General features: G+C 63.0%; 15 protein-coding genes. 13 read left to right on the top strand and 2 right to left on the bottom strand.

Annotated elements, in window-relative coordinates:
• Positions 1-186 precede the first annotated feature (186 nt).
• From KB554_RS02390 to secG, 11 genes are all read left to right on the top strand, one after another.
• The gene (locus KB554_RS02390) at positions 187-1,377 is read left to right on the top strand and encodes a DUF4595 domain-containing protein (RefSeq protein ID WP_211034860.1); all 1,191 of its coding nucleotides are present in this window, start codon (positions 187-189) and stop codon (positions 1,375-1,377) included.
• Between the two features lie 18 nt (positions 1,378-1,395).
• Complete coding sequence (locus tag KB554_RS02385) at positions 1,396-2,709, top strand: DUF4595 domain-containing protein (protein ID WP_211034859.1); 1,314 nt, start codon at positions 1,396-1,398, stop codon at positions 2,707-2,709.
• A 73-nt stretch (positions 2,710-2,782) separates the two neighbouring features.
• On the top strand, positions 2,783-4,210 hold the full coding sequence (locus tag KB554_RS02380; RefSeq protein ID WP_211034963.1) for a BACON domain-containing protein: 1,428 nt from the start codon (positions 2,783-2,785) through the stop codon (positions 4,208-4,210).
• A gap of 12 nt (positions 4,211-4,222) precedes the next feature.
• Positions 4,223-4,936, top strand: a complete 714-nt coding sequence (locus KB554_RS02375) for a hypothetical protein (protein WP_211034858.1) — start codon at positions 4,223-4,225, stop codon at positions 4,934-4,936.
• A gap of 84 nt (positions 4,937-5,020) precedes the next feature.
• Positions 5,021-6,973: a tetratricopeptide repeat protein gene (locus KB554_RS02370; RefSeq protein WP_211034857.1), complete on the top strand. Its 1,953-nt coding sequence runs from the start codon at positions 5,021-5,023 to the stop codon at positions 6,971-6,973.
• A complete protein-coding gene (locus tag KB554_RS02365) occupies positions 6,970-7,638 on the top strand; it encodes a response regulator transcription factor (RefSeq protein WP_141429491.1) in 669 nt (222 codons plus the stop codon). The genes KB554_RS02370 and KB554_RS02365 overlap by 4 nt, the downstream gene beginning before the upstream one ends.
• Positions 7,639-7,821: 183 nt before the next feature.
• On the top strand, positions 7,822-8,643 hold the full coding sequence (locus KB554_RS02360; protein WP_179954809.1) for a hypothetical protein: 822 nt from the start codon (positions 7,822-7,824) through the stop codon (positions 8,641-8,643).
• 36 nt (positions 8,644-8,679) lie between these two features.
• Positions 8,680-9,888, top strand: a complete 1,209-nt coding sequence (locus KB554_RS02355) for a sigma-54 dependent transcriptional regulator (protein WP_141429493.1) — start codon at positions 8,680-8,682, stop codon at positions 9,886-9,888.
• Between the two features lie 3 nt (positions 9,889-9,891).
• Complete coding sequence (locus tag KB554_RS02350) at positions 9,892-10,404, top strand: LptE family protein (protein ID WP_211034856.1); 513 nt, start codon at positions 9,892-9,894, stop codon at positions 10,402-10,404.
• 8 nt (positions 10,405-10,412) lie between these two features.
• Positions 10,413-10,898 (top strand): hypothetical protein, encoded by a 486-nt coding sequence (locus tag KB554_RS02345; RefSeq protein ID WP_211034855.1) that lies wholly within the window; start codon positions 10,413-10,415, stop codon positions 10,896-10,898.
• 21 nt (positions 10,899-10,919) lie between these two features.
• Positions 10,920-11,291, top strand: coding sequence for a preprotein translocase subunit SecG (gene secG, locus KB554_RS02340; RefSeq protein WP_141429499.1), 372 nt, complete (start codon positions 10,920-10,922; stop codon positions 11,289-11,291).
• 439 nt (positions 11,292-11,730) lie between these two features.
• On the opposite strand, the gene cdaA is transcribed toward secG, so the two are convergent.
• Both cdaA and KB554_RS02330 read right to left on the bottom strand, forming a co-directional pair.
• Entirely contained in the window at positions 11,731-12,531 is an 801-nt protein-coding gene (gene cdaA, locus KB554_RS02335) for a diadenylate cyclase CdaA (protein ID WP_141429501.1), read from the bottom strand.
• A 103-nt stretch (positions 12,532-12,634) separates the two neighbouring features.
• A complete protein-coding gene (locus KB554_RS02330; RefSeq protein ID WP_141429503.1) occupies positions 12,635-13,225 on the bottom strand; it encodes an OmpH family outer membrane protein in 591 nt (196 codons plus the stop codon).
• A gap of 98 nt (positions 13,226-13,323) precedes the next feature.
• Between KB554_RS02330 and ruvA the strand changes: the two genes are divergently transcribed.
• A complete protein-coding gene (gene ruvA / locus KB554_RS02325; RefSeq protein WP_141429504.1) occupies positions 13,324-13,911 on the top strand; it encodes a Holliday junction branch migration protein RuvA in 588 nt (195 codons plus the stop codon).
• Between the two features lie 366 nt (positions 13,912-14,277).
• Entirely contained in the window at positions 14,278-14,868 is a 591-nt protein-coding gene (locus KB554_RS02320) for an FKBP-type peptidyl-prolyl cis-trans isomerase (protein ID WP_141429506.1), read from the top strand.
• Positions 14,869-14,898: the final 30 nt, after the last annotated feature.

Genomic DNA, 14,898 nt, shown 5'->3' with positions numbered 1-14,898 from the left:
AGAGTAAGCAAACATTCCCGCGTCTTATCCCATCGTGGATACAGGCGTGGGGCTGTCGCTCGTTTCATCTCCGGGGTTTTCCAGAACCTGCTTAAGTGAAATAGGCTTCGGCTCCACGCTTTCTGTATTTTTAACAATCCTTCGCCGGGGAGCGGGCGGAGGAACGATCGACTTCAATACTATATTATGAGAAGATTCCGCACTTTGTTGCTGGCCGCTGCGGCGGCCGCTTTCTGCGCCTGCTCGGACGACAACGGCGGCGACGGAGGCAAGGACATCCAGTTGGCTCCCGGCACGCCGAAAGACTACACGATTTTCGCCGACGAGACCTCGGGCACTCCTTCCGAGGGCATTTCGTTCACGACGACGGGTCCGTGGCGCGCCACGGTGGCCGAGACCCGCGCCGACGTATCCGGCGGGTCGCCGTCGTGGGTGACCGTCTCCCCGGACCACGGCGATGCGGCGGGCGACTACACGATTACGATCGGGCTCGGGGTGAACGCCACGGGCAAGGACCGCCGTGCTACGGTCACGATCGAGTGCGGCTCGACGAAGATCACGATCACCGTCGAACAGAAGGGCACGACCGAGGAGGGCGAGGTTCCCGACGAGGGCGACGAGCCTGTCGTGCCGGCCGGCGTGCAACTGGTTTCGGAGGTGTATTGCTACTTCAACGACTCTCCCGGCGTGGAGGACAGACGCATCGAGCTGACCTACGACGAGCGGAACCGGCTGGTCCGCTGGAAGGAGACGACGAACGAGGTCGTATCTCCCGGAACGGTCGAGACGGTTACCCAAACGTACGAATACGAGTACGGCGACGGCGTCGTGCGGATCGCCAACCCCGAGGAGGATACGCACTTTACGGTCTGGCTCAACGCCGCGGGGTATGCCGAACGGGTCGAGCGGAGCCGTTCCGGAGAGTCGGCGGACATCACCACCTATGAATACGATTCCGAAAACCGTCTGATCCGCACCGAGCAGGAGGACGAGTGGGAGGATTACGTGTGGGAAAACGGCAACCTCGTGGAGAGCCGCTACGGCAGTTCGGACGGCGAGAGCGACGTGACGCGGTTTACCTATACCGATCTGGAGAACCGCGAACGGCCGGATTTCATCGGCGCATGGAACGAGCTTCCTTCGTGGTACGAGGAGCTGGCGTGGGCCGGACTGCTGGGCGTCCGGAACCGCAACCTCATGCGAGGGACGAAAGGCGACGGCGAATGGTCCTACAAGGATGATTTCTGCATGGAATACGAGGTGGATGCCGAAGGCTATGTCACCGAGGCCGTCGAGTACGGGCTGACCTCCGAAGGAGAGACGGACCGTTCGAATCCCCGCACATACGAAGTCAAACACATTGCATCCCGTAAATAACCTGAAAAACGACGAATCATGAAACGCATTTTCGCATTCCTGTTCGCAGCGGCCGCTTTCTGCGCCTGCTCGGACGACAACGGCGGTGACGGAGGCAAGGACATCCAGTTGGCTCCCGGCACGCCGAAAGACTACACGATCTTCGCCGACGAGACCTCGGGCACTCCTTCCGAGGGCATTTCGTTCACGACGACGGGTCCGTGGCGCGCCACGGTTGCCGAGACCCGCGCCGACGTATCCGGCGGGTCGCCGTCATGGGTGACCGTCTCCCCGGACCACGGCGATGCGGCGGGCGACTACACGATTACGATCGGGCTCGGGGTGAACGCCACGGGCAAGGACCGTCGTGCTACGATCACGATCGAGTGCGGCTCGACGAAGATCACGATCACCGTCGAACAGAAGGGCACGACCGAGGAGGGCGAGGTTCCCGACGAGGGCGACGAACCCGTCGTGCCGGCCGGCAAGAAGCTGATTTCCCGTATGGAGAATACCTATTGGTACGATTTCGGTTCGGGGATCGAGGAAGATGGCGGAGAAATCGTGAATTATTTCTACGACGAGAAGTCCCGCCTGACGAAGATTGTCGTGGAGACCTATTCCGAGACGAATGAGCCCTCCCCGGCCTTTATCCGCAGGCGGATTCCCGCTGCGTCCGCTGCCACCCGTACGCGCGTTCCCGTCACGTTCACGGCCGCTTTTACCTACGGCGACCGGAGCGTTTCCTACGAGATAACGCGCGAGGAGAACGGCGTGGCGGATTCCCGAAAGGATACCGGTTCGGTCGAACTGGACGAGGCCGGGCGCGCCGTGTCGGGCAAATGGACCTCGTACTACGACGAAGACGGTGGTACCCCGACTTCCGCCACGTACGAACTGTTTTACGATGCCGAAGGGTATCTGGTGAAATCGGTCTCCTCCGAGGACGGCGAGGAGCGTATCACGTGGACGGGCGGCAACCCGACCGAAGTGTGGTGGGGAACGATCGACGGGCAGGATGTGATCGACAAGGCGAGCTACGGAACGGTTCCCAACAAGACCAACCTCGACCTGAACTGGTTCTGCGTACTGAAGACCGAAGGCTGGGCCTTCGCTTCGGGAGATGCCGACAACATCTTCCCGCTCATCGGCCTTACGGGCAAACGGTCGGCGTATATGGCCGAAACGGTCACTGGATATAAGTTTGCCGGATATTCCGACGGAGACTCTTACGAGTACGTTTACCAGACCGACGCCGACGGCCTGCTGACCAAGATCACGCAGAAGAGGCACAGCTCGTACGTCGAACAGCCGTACAAGAGCTTCGAAACCGTAATCACCTACACCGAATGATTCGTGCCGTTGCCGCCGGTTGCGCCGAAGCTTCCGGCGGCAGCGGTCCGATCCGAACGACAAACGATTGATTATGAAACGTATTTTCGCGTTCCTGTTCGCGGCGGCCGCTTTGGCTGGCTGCTCGGACGACAACGGCGGCGACGGAGGCAAGGACATTCAGTTGGCTCCCGGCACGCCGAAAGACTACACGATTTTCGCCGACGAGACCTCGGGCACTCCCTCCGAGGGCATTTCGTTCACGACGGCGGGTCCGTGGCGCGCCACGGTGGCCGAGACCCGCGCCGAGGTATCCGGCGGGTCGCCGTCGTGGGTGACCGTCTCCCCGGACCACGGCGATGCGGCGGGCGATTACACGATTACGATCGGGCTCGGGGTGAACGCCACGGGCAAGGACCGTCGTGCTACGATCACGATCGAGTGCGGCTCGACGAAGATCACGATCACCGTCGAGCAGAAGGGCACGACCGAGGAGGGCGAGGTTCCCGACGAGGATGACGACGACCCCGCCGTGCCCGAACCTTCGGTGCGGAAGCTCGTCAGCCGGATCGACCAGACGATCGACTACTGGTCGGGCTGCGAGGACCGGTTCGATACCGATACCTATGTTTTCAAGTACGACGACCGCGACCGTATCGTCGAATATTCGATCGAAGTGGATCGTGACGGCAGCGTTTCCGACCGGCGCGTCTGCCGGCTCGACTACTCGGTCGCGGACGAAATCCGCATCGAGGAGGCCTATGATTTTTCGGACGGCGGCATGCCGGAACGCTATACCGTCTCCCTGAACGATGCGGGGTATGTCCGGCACGTCGAACTGCCCACCGCGATAAGCACCCCCTTTGTCTGCGATTTCGGATACGACGACGCGGGACGGCTGATACGTCAGGAATGGTCCGCCGGCTATTCGTCGGGGTGGACGACCTTCGACTATACGGACGGCGTCGTTTCGGGCGGTACGGTCTGCGACGACGAGGGTGAGAACTCGGCCGACGGGTTCGAACGCTATTTCGGCGACGTGAAGAACGATCTGCTGAACATCGACCCCAACGCGCTTTTCATGGGCGGACTGCTCTACGACGGTACGGAGAACTACTCCGATATCCTCGGTCCGCTCGACCGGCTGGCGTTGCTGCGGCTCGCGGGACGGGGATCCGACCGGTATGTCGTGCGTTACGACGGAGGAGACGAATCGGTGTCCGGGGATGAGATGGGATCGTGGCCGGAACCGAACGTCACGGTTCATCAGAGTTCCGAATATTGCGAATACGAGTGGGACGAGACGCTCCGCTATGCCTTCAACGACGACGGTTCGATTGCGACCGTTTCCCAGGAGGAGCTCTGCACGAGGATTCGCTATGAATACGACATCGTGGTGGGCGACGAACTGGTGAATCCCGACTATCCGGAGGGCGGATACAAGTGTACCATCGCCAATGAAACCCGGACTCCGGTCGGAAAGGGTACGAATACTTATATTTATACCTTCACTTACCGTTAAACCCCGGCGGTCATGGCTTACGTTTATCTGATTGTCGCGCTAAGCTGGCTTCTCGGCCTGCTCTGCCTGGCGGTGCTGCTCGCTCCGCCCGTCCTCTGGTTCCTCCACCGCCGCGATGCGAATTTCGCCCGTCCGGTCCGCTGGGTGGCGCGCATCGACCTCGCTTTCATTCTGTCGTGGTTCGTGTCGTTCTTCTTTTTCAACCTGCGTGATGTCCGGCCCGACGGCGTAGGTTACGATCTGCTCTACATCGTCTTCGGACTGCTGACGCTGATCGCCGTGTGGAAGATGAAGGCCGGCGAGGGCTTCAGGGGGCTGTTCCGCAATCCCGGTACGGGGAAATTCCCGTTCGCCGTTTACCTGCTGACCGCAGCCGGGGTGGCCGTCGTCACGGTGGTGAGTCTGGTGAGCTACGTGATCGTCGCGGCGTGCATCGTCCTGCTCTTCTGGCTGCTGTTCATCAAGCTGGACGTCCTTTCGATGGCCTTCGGCGGTTCCGGCGGGGGCGGCGGTCTGTCGCTGGGCGGCTTCGGAGGCGGCTCGGGCGGCGGTGCGGATACGGACGGGAGTTGGCCCCTCATGCAGGGCGACGAGACGTGCGACGCCAAGGTGGAAGACCCTTCGTGCGGCATCTGCAATCTGAACAAGGTCAGCGAAACGGCTTTCGAGGACCAGTACGGACGCCGCTGGGAGAAGACCCAGAACGGCAAGGTCCGCCTGTTCTGAATAAAAAAGAGCCGCCGAAACGCTTCGGCGGCTCTTTTTTGCTATCTTTGTCGAAGAAGACGCAACAAACCCGACGAAAATCCGATGAAACGAATCCTGATGACGGGCTGTCTTGCCGCTGCCTGTTCCTTCGCGGCTGCGGCGGCCGCACCCGCCGACGAACTGGAAGGGTTGCTCGGCCGCCTGCGCCGTGCCGAGGCTATGGCCGGCGGAGCCGTGAAAAACGACTCCGTGGCTTCGGTCTGCGCCGATCTGAGCGGCTACTACAACTATATCTCGGCCGACTCGTCGCGCCTCTACGCCGAGCGCGGGCTGGCTCTGCTGCCGGACACGCCGTCGGAGCTCCACGCCACGCTGCTGAACAACTGCGCCAACGCTTTCTTTTCGGCCGGCGACATGCCCCGGGCCAAGGAGTGGCTGTTCCGGACGCTCCGCGAGGCCGAAGCGCTCGGCATCGGGTCGCTGCGCATCGACGCGCTTTCGGCGCTGGGCGTGGTTTACCGGCGGTGCGAGATGCCCGACTCGGCCTTCGTCTGCTACTCCCGCGCCGCCGAACTGGCCGAGGCGAGCGGCGAGGAGTCGTCGGTGGCGAATCTCTACATCAACATCGCCGTGCTCTATGCCAATACGCGGCGGCTCGACGAGGCGCTGGTCTATGCCCGGAAGGGACTGGAACGCTCGCTCCGGAGCGACGAGATGGGGCAGCAGCTCTACGCCTACCAGACGCTGGGCAGCATCCAGGTCCTGCTCGAACGCCGTGAGGAGGCCGCCGCCACGCTGCGCGACGCCTATGCGCTCGCCGTGCGGGCGGACATGCCTACGTTCGTGGTCAAATGCGCCGCGCCGCTCATCAGCAACTTCACGCTTCTCGGCCGGCCCGATTCCGTGCGCCGCTACATCTCCCTGACGGAGCCCTACCTCGGGCGGGTGGCTCCCGGCAGCGTCGAGGGGCTGGGCTACAAGGAGGTCATCGCGCAGTTCTACCTCAATACGGGCCGTTACGGCGAAAGCCTGCGGCTGTACCGCGAGCTGCTGGCCGAGGAGGGCAACCTGGCGACTCCCCGGCCGCTGCTGCTCAACCGCATCGCGCGGGCCGAAGCCGGACTGGGCCGCTACGCCGAGGCCTACCGGACCATGGCCGAATGCTATGCCGTGCAGGATTCGGTCTCCGGGGCGCGTTTCCAGGAACAGTTGTCGGATTTCTCGGCCCGTTACGATGCGCAGCAGAAGGAGCTGGAGATCGCCACGCTGCGCGAGGAACGGGCCCTGCAACGGGTCTCGACGATGCGCTACGTCGTCTGGTCGGTGGTGCTGATCGTACTGCTCGCCGCGGCCGTGTCGCTGCTGCTCTTCCTGCGCAGGCGTCAGATCGCCCGCGGGCGGGCCCGCGAACGGGAGTTCGAGGCGTTCCGTCGGCAGACCGACCTGCGGCTGGCCCGCAAGTACATCGACGGACTGGAGGCCGAGCGTACGCGGCTGGCCCGGGAGCTGCACGACGGCATCTGCAGCGACCTGCTGGGGCTGGAGATGCGCATGCGCCATGCCGATCCGACTCCCGGGGCGCAGCGCGAGGCGGTGGAGCTGCTGGCCTCGATGCGCGAGAGCGTGCGCAACATTTCGCACGAACTGATGCCGCCCGCGCTGCAATACGCCACGCTCGACGAGATGATAGGCGACTACACATCCCATCTCGAACTGCCTCCGGCGGTCGATCTGCGCTACCGCTCCTCGTCGCCGGACGGCTGGGGCGACATTCCGCCGAAGGTCTCCTACGAGCTCTACCGCATCCTGCAGGAGGTGATGAGCAACCTGGTCCGTCACAGCGGCGCGACGCTGATCGACGTCGAGCTGCGCCGCGAGGCGCGCCGGATCGTCTGCACGGTCCGCGACGACGGCCGTGCGCCCGACCGTCGGCAGCAGCGCACGCAGGGAATCGGCCTGCGCACCGTGGCCGACCGGTTGCGGACCATCGGCGGAGGAATGCGCCTCGAACGCACCGATACGGGCACGACGCTTACTTTGGAGATCGCGCTATGACCGCCGCCGGACACGCCGAAAAACTCGCCCTGCTGCTCGTGGACGACCACGAGCTGATTCTGCTCGGCATCCGCCAGAGCCTCGAACGCGAAGGGACGGCGGGCGATCTGGTCGCGGTCCGCAGCGCCGCAGAGGCTTTGCAGGCGCTCCGCAGCAGGCGCTTCGACCTTTGCGTCGTCGATCTCGAACTGCCCGATCTGCCGGGATTCGAACTGATCGACGCCATCCGGCGGCAGGACCCTGCGGCCCGGATCGTCGTCAATACCATGCACAACGAGATATGGACCGTCAATCGCCTGCTGCAAAGCGGCGTGCAGGGCGTCGTGATGAAGGATTCCGATGCCGGGGAGCTCGCCCGCGCCGTCCGTGCCGTGGCATTCGGGGGCCGTTATTTCTGTCCCCGCTTCGAACAGCTCCGCCGGCGTTTGCTGTGCGGTTCCGGACCCGATCCGCTCACGCGCCGCGAGCAGGAGGTGCTCGAACGGATCGCCGAGGGGCACAGCACGGCGGAGATCGCCCGCCGCATGTCGCTTTCGCAGAATACGGTCGAAACCTACCGCAAGCATCTCTTCGCCAAACTCGGAGCCCGCAACTCGGTCGATCTCACGATGCGGGCCGTCGCCCGAGGTCTGATCCGCGCCGACCTCTCCGGCCGGGAAAACTGAAGGCCCGCGGCGGCTGCCGGCTGCCTGTCGTCTGTCGGCCGCTTTTGCCGGCGGGGGACTCGGCCTTCCGTCCGGCCGTTTCCCGCTGCCGTTCAGCCCTTCCTGCGAATTGGGAAGCGAATATTTGGTCTTTTCTCGGAAAAAAGGTAATTTTGAAGCCGGATTAAACCTGCTTTCGGAATCGTGCTGAGTCTTGTCATATCGCAATACCTGGAGTCGCACAAGCGGCTCGTCGTTCCCCAACTGGGGGCTTTCATCGTCAAGGAGCCGGGACATGCCGTGCTCTTTTCGGAACTGCTCAAACGCGACGACGGCGTGCTGCGCCGTCTGCTTTCGGAGCGGGGAATGAACGAACTGGAGGCCGCGGGCGAGATCGACCGGTTCGTTTTCGAGGTGCGCCATGCCGCGGAACACGGCGGGGAGTATCCGCTGCCCGGTTTCGGCGTTCTCGCCGCCGGTCCGAACGGGACCGTCGCCTTCCGCTACGACCCCGCTCCCGTGTCCGGGACGGCCTCCCCGGAATCCCCGGCTGCGGAGACCGTAGGAAAGGAGACGCCGGTTGGTGCGGCCGCAGCGGCCGACGGTTCCGGAGAGGCGCCCGCTGCCCCGGTCCGCACGCCGCGCGTGCATCCCGGACGGCTGACCGAGGCCGTGAAGCAGGCTTTCGACGAACCGCACGTGTCGCCTTCGGCCAAACTGAATCCCGATCCCTCGGTGCGCGGCCTGCGTTACGGCCGTCCGCCGAAGAATACCGATGCCTACACCTATGTCGGCCGCGTCCCGCGCCGCCGTACGGACCGTTTCATCTGGATCGCCGTGATCGCCGCCGTGCTGGCGCTCGCCGCGATCGGATACGGTTATTACCGCGACTACCGCGAGCGGCAGATCGAAGCGGAGTGGGCTGCTCCCGCCGTGCCGGACGAACCGCAGCCCGATGCTGCCGCGGCGGGGGAGACGGGCGTTTCCGATGCCGTGCCGGTTCCGGCATCCGCTTCCGCCGTGTGACCGCCGCACCGAACCCGAACATATCATACGAACCCAATGACAGAGATCGCAACCGTAAAACAACGCTTCGGCATCATCGGCACTTCGGAACTTCTGGACCGGGCGCTGGAGGTGGCCCTGCGCGTGGCTCCCACCGACCTGACGGTACTCGTCACGGGCGAAAGCGGCGTGGGCAAGGAGTTCTTCCCGCAGGTCATCCATGCCTATTCCGCGCGCAAGCACAACAAATACATCGCCGTGAACTGCGCGGCGATTCCCGAAGGAACCATCGACTCGGAACTTTTCGGCCATGAAAAGGGGGCCTTCACCGGAGCCACGGAGGCCCGGAAGGGCTATTTCGAAGAGGCCGACGGCGGCACGATCTTCCTGGACGAGGTGGCCGAGCTGCCGCATCCGACGCAGGCGCGCCTGTTGCGCGTGTTGCAGACGGGCGAATTCATCCGTGTCGGGTCGTCGAAGGTGCAGAAGACGAACGTCCGCGTCGTCGCCGCGACGAACATGAACCTGCAGGAGGCCATTGCCCAGGGGCGTTTCCGCGAAGACCTCTTCTACCGCCTGAGCACGGTTCCCATCGTCGTGCCGTCGCTGCGCGAACGCCCGGAGGACATCCCGCTGCTGTTCCGCAAATTCGCCGCCGACGTGGCCGTGCAGTACCGCATGCCGGCCGTGACGCTCGACGAGGGGGCGCGGCAGATGCTCATGCACTACTATTGGCGGGGCAACATCCGCCAGTTGAAAAACGTCGCCGAGCAGATTTCGGCCATCGAGCAGGCGCGGGTCATCACCGCGGAGGTGCTGTCGAAGTACCTGCCCCGGCAGGAGGCCGGAGCCCCCGTGGCCGCCGGTTCGGTCCGTATGGACGACGACATGTCCACCGAGCGGGAGCTGCTCTACAAGGTGCTCTTCGACATGCGTGCCGACATCAACGACCTCAAGCGCATGATGGCCGAACTGATGCAGGCTTCGGGCCGCTGCCAGGAGCCGGTGCGCGACATTCGGGGGCTGCTGCCGTCCGCCGCGCAGAGCAGCCTCGCTCCCGTGCAGCCCGCTCCGGTCTATGCCGAGAGCGAGGAGGTGACCGACGACCCGCCGCGCGAGCGGACCAAGGCCGACATGCAGCGCGAGCAGATCATCCGCGCCCTGCGCCGCAACAACGGCCGCCGCCGCGAGGCCGCCGCCGAACTTTTCATGTCCGAACGCACCCTCTACCGGAAGATCAAGGAGCTGGGTATAGCGGAAAATTAGCTTATGAAGAAGACACGCATTCTCCTGTTCTCGCTTTGCGCCGTGCTTTTGACCGGCTGCGGCGTGGCCATCAAGTATTCGCTCTCGGGCGCGTCGATCCCGCCCGACGCCAAGACCTTCTCGGTGGCCTATTTCCCCAACAACGCCACGATGGTGTCGCCCATTCTGAGTTCGACGCTCACCGAGGCGCTGGTCGATATCTTCACGCGCCGGACGCGCCTGACGCAGGTGGACGAGGGGGGCGATTTCGCCTTCGAGGGCGAGATCACGAACTACACCTCGACGACCTCCTCGGTGTCGAGCGACGAATACGCGCTGTTGAACCGCCTGACGATCACCGTCAAGGTGCGTTTCACGAACGCGCTCGACGAGAGCATGTCGTTCAACCGCACCTTCACGGCCTTCGAGGACTACGAATCGACGCAGTTGCTCACCGAGGTCGAGGGAACGCTCATTCCGCTGATCGTCGATAAGCTCGTCACGGACATCTTCCAGGCTTCGGCCTCCAACTGGTAAACGGCGATATGGACTCTCTGAAAGCGTTTTTCGCATCGCCCGCCGGAGCGTCGCTCCCTCCGGCCGGGGAGATCGCCGCCGCCGTCGGACGTTACGGATGGTTCGCGCCGGTTCGCGTGATGCGCGAACTGCAAACGGGCGATGCCGATCCGCAGTTGGCGCTCTTCGCTCCGTGGCGCGGGGAGAGTTCCCTGCGTCGTGCGGCGGTGGATGCGGAGGCCCTCACGCGGCTCTCTTCGGAGGAGGTCATCGACCGGTTCCTGCGCGAGGAGGATCTGCGTATCGTGGCCGACGACGGGGCGCCCGACTGCGAGGTGCGCACCGCTCCCGAGCTGGACGACGAGGACGAGATCGTGAGCGAGGAGCTGGCGGCGATCTACCTTTCGCAGGGGCTTCGCCGCGAAGCCATAGCGATTTATCGCAAATTAAGTTTGCTAAATCCCGAAAAAAGTGTTTACTTTGCCGAACTTATCGGCAAAATTGAAGAACAATAAAAATAATTAATAATTGAGGATATGTTATACACGATTTGCATTGCCCTGATTCTCATTGCGAGCGTTCTGGTCATTCTCGCGGTACTGGTGCAGAACCCCAAGAGCGGCATGGCCGCCAATTTCGGCGCGTCGAACCAGGTGATGGGTGTGCGTGAAACGACGAACTTCCTGGAGAAGTTCACCTGGACGATGGCCATCGCCATCGTGGTGCTGAGCCTCGTGGCCACGCTGGCCATGGACAAGGGCCTCGTCGCCCAGAGCAATTCGGAGATTTCGAAGGACGCCAAGGCGTTGCAGGAGCAACTGCTCGACACCGAGGCCGCTCCCGCGATGCCGCAGGCCGAGATTCCGGCCGAGCAGCCCGCACAGCCTGCCGAGACTCCCGCCGAGTAATCCGGCGACCGGGGGAAATAACCTTTTCGTTCCGCGGGGATTCACTCCTCGCGGAATTTCGGTTTATACCTCGCCGGGTTTCCCGCCGTTCCCGGTCTCTTCCGCTTGGCTCTCCGAGGCTTTCTCGGGGCTTTCTGCCCTTTGCCGTTTCCCGTCCTTTTGGGGCCTGGCATTTGCCCCTCCGGCTTCTGTTTTTCTCCCGCATCCGTGTCCGGTTCCCGTTGTCTCCGGGTTAGGGGAGACTTCGGCGGCTGTGCCGTCCGGTCTCCGCTGGCTTTCGGGGCCTTCGCGTTCGCCGTTTCGTCCGGAGCCTGCTGTCCGGCACGTCTCTGCAAATAAGAATCGCCCCTGTCGGCGCGATCTCCGACAGGGGTGAAATCGTAAGGCCCGAACTCGTCGGGCAGCTTCTCCGTCCGCTTCTCTCCGTGCGGCGGTCCGCTCACTCCGCCACCTCGCCTTTCGACTGCTTGCGCGAATTGATCGTCAGGTAGCGTTGGAGGGTCTGTTGCAAATGCACGGGGTCTATGTTGCGGCGGATTTCGCCGTTCTGGGCGATCGAGATGCCGCCCGTCTCCTCCGACACGACGACGATGATGGCATCCGAGATTTCGCTCATGCCGATCGCCGCACGGTGGCGCGTGCCGTAGGACTTGGGCACGGCGCTCTGCGTCACCGGGAGGATGCACTTGGCCGCCACGATGCGGTCGCCTTCGATCAGTGCGGCGCCGTCGTGCAGCGGGGCGTTCTTGAAGAAGATGTTCTTCAGCAGCGGCGTCGAAACCTTGGCGTCGAGGGCGATGCCGCCTTCGGCGATGAGCCGCAGGTCGCTCCGCTGTCCGATGACGATCAGCGCTCCGGTCTTCGTCTCGGCCATTTCGCGGCAGGCCGTGACGATCGGCACGACGTTCGTCTGCACGCGGTCTTCGCCCGAGGAAAAGATGCGGGTGATGAAGTTGAACTGTTTCTGACGCATCCCGATCATCTGCAGGAACCTCCGCAGCTCGGGCTGGAAGACGATAATCAGGGCGATGGCGCCCACCGAGATCAACTGTCCGAGAATGGTCGAGAGCAACTCCATGTTCAGCGCCCGCACGATCACCCACAGCAGGTAGATGGCGATGATCCCCGAAAGGATGTAGGGGGCGTTGGTTCCCTTGGTCATGCGGTAGATCCAGTACATGATCGCGGCGACCAGGATGATGTCCATGAAGTCGATGAATGTGAACGGAACGAATCCCATTGCTTCGAAAAATTAATCCGTTGTCAGTTTTCCTGCAAATGTATGAAAAAAACGGCTTCCCCGCTGTCGTGGAAACCGCTTTTTTGCCTTTTGTCCGGCCGTTTTACTTCTTCTCGGCCTTTTTGTCGGCGGCGTACAGCTCATTGACCTTCTGCAACACGGCGGGCGTGATGTTGAGCGTCGTATCGGCGTCGATGAGCGCCGAGGCGTTGATGATGAGCTTGTACTTCCTGTCGGCGTTGATCTGCTGCACGGCGCGGTTGAGCAGGTCCTGCGCCCGGTTCGTGAAGACGTAGTTCTCCTCGTCGAGCGACTGGGCCTCCTTCTGGGCGTTGTTCTGATAGGATGCCGCCCGTTTCTGGAGGCTCTCCTGCTGTGCCTGCGCGTCGCGCGAGGTGATGAGCCCCTTCTGGAACTTCTCCTGCAACTGCGCCACCTCGGCCTGGAGGTTCTGCTCGCGCTGCGCCCAGCTCTTCTGCGCCTTCTCGGTCTTCTCCTGCAGGGCCTTGCCTTCGGTCAGGAAGAGGTCGCACTGCGCCAGCACGGCTTCGACCTGCACGTAGGCGATATCGCTCGCGCCGACCCGGGCCGTCGTTTCGGTCTGGGCCGTCTGAGCGGTCTGTTCCGTCGTTTTCGTGCCGCAGGCGGTCATTACGAGCGCTGCAGCCAGCACCGGAAAGAGAGTTTTTTTCATATCGTTTTTTTCGGTTTTTGGTAATTATTCCGTATTTGAGACACAAAGGTAGGAAAATTTCTTTATTTTTGCCCGTCCGCGTCTAAATTTTGTCTTTTATGTACGAATATATCAGCGGCGTCGTGGCCGAGGCGGCTCCCGCCTATGCCGTCATCGACGTCGGCGGGGTAGGGTACTACCTCAATATCTCGCTCGAAACCTATTCGGCGATCGAACACGCCGAGCGCGCGAAGCTCTTCGTGCACTACGTCGTGCGCGAGGATGCGCAGTTGCTCTACGGCTTCTCGACGCGCGTGGAGCGCGAGCTGTTCCGGCTTCTGATCGGCGTTTCGGGCGTGGGCGGCAATACGGCGCGGATGATTCTCTCGACCTATTCGCCGCGCGAATTGCAGGGGATCATCTCGTCGGGCAACGCCGTGCTGCTGAAGAACGTGAAGGGGCTGGGGCTCAAGACGGCTCAGAAGATCATCGTGGAGCTTACGGGCAAGCTCACCGCGCTGGGCGCCGGGGAGGGTGCGCCGTTGGCCGCCGCTGCCGGCGGCGGGGAGATCGACGAGGCCCTCTCGGCGCTGGTCATGCTCGGCTTCGCCCGCTCGGCGGCCGAAAAGGTGCTGCGCGCCGTCGTCCGCGAATCTCCGTCGGCCTCGGTCGAGGAGCTGGTGCGCATGGCTCTCAAACGTCTTTGACGGCCGGCCCTTACGCCTCCGGCGCCGGCGGCCGCTCCCGCAGCCGTTCCGTTCCCTGTGTTTCCCCGTCCTGTTTCCCGTGTTCTCCCGGACCGTCTCCGCATTTTCCGGCTGCTTCCGCACTGCGGTCCGCCGCTGCATTTTCCGTAACCGGCCTTCGGGGGCTTCGCCCTTTGGGTTACCCCCCCCCGCTTTCCCGGTCCGTTTCCTTTCCGGCCTTCCCTCTCCTCCGGAAGCGCGGCTGCGCCTTCCGGTCTTCGCCTTTCCGTTCTCTTTTTTTCTTCGGCGGCATGCTGCGGAGGCGTTTTTTTGCGTTTGTTGTGCGGAAATCGGATTGTTTTTGTAAATTTGCACGATTATATGCCGATGAAAAGAGTGATATACGCCCTTGCCGCGCTCGTCGCGCTGTGCTGTGCCTGCTCGAACGAGGAGGAGGTGCTGCCCCAGCAGCGGGAGAAGCTGGTCTCCTATCTCGAATCGTCCCACGCCCCGGCGCTCGTCGAGGAGTCGGAGGCCGACAAGGAGGCCCGGCAGCCGTTCTATTCCCTTTCGGGCAGCACGGTTTACCGCTATATCGAGACCTACTATGCTCCCGGGCGGGAGAGCCGTGCGGAGGTAACCTCCTCGTCGAAGGTGACGATCACCTTCCGGGCCTACGAGTTCACCTATTCGAACATCACCGACAGCACCTTTCCGTTCTATTCGAACGATCCGCTGCTGGAGCAGGCCTACCTCGAGGCGGGGCTGACCCCCGGGGCCTGGTCGTTCGAACCGCTGACGCTCGACATGCGCGGCGACATACTAAAAGGGCTTCGTCTCGCGTTGTTGGGTTGTCGCGCGGGCGACGAGGTGGAGGCGTATATGACCTACAACATGGCCTTCGGCGACCGGAATTTCGGCACGATCCCCCGGGAGAGTCCTATTGCGTGGTTCTTCACGGTCGAGAGCGTCGAATAGGTCCGGAGCCGGCAACCGATTGAAAAAGAA

The sequence above is a fragment of the Alistipes sp. Marseille-P2263 genome (genome assembly GCF_018101075.1).
Classification (GTDB): Bacteria; Bacteroidota; Bacteroidia; order Bacteroidales; family Rikenellaceae; genus Alistipes; species Alistipes dispar.
This window is presented reverse-complemented; position numbering and strand designations above follow the sequence as displayed.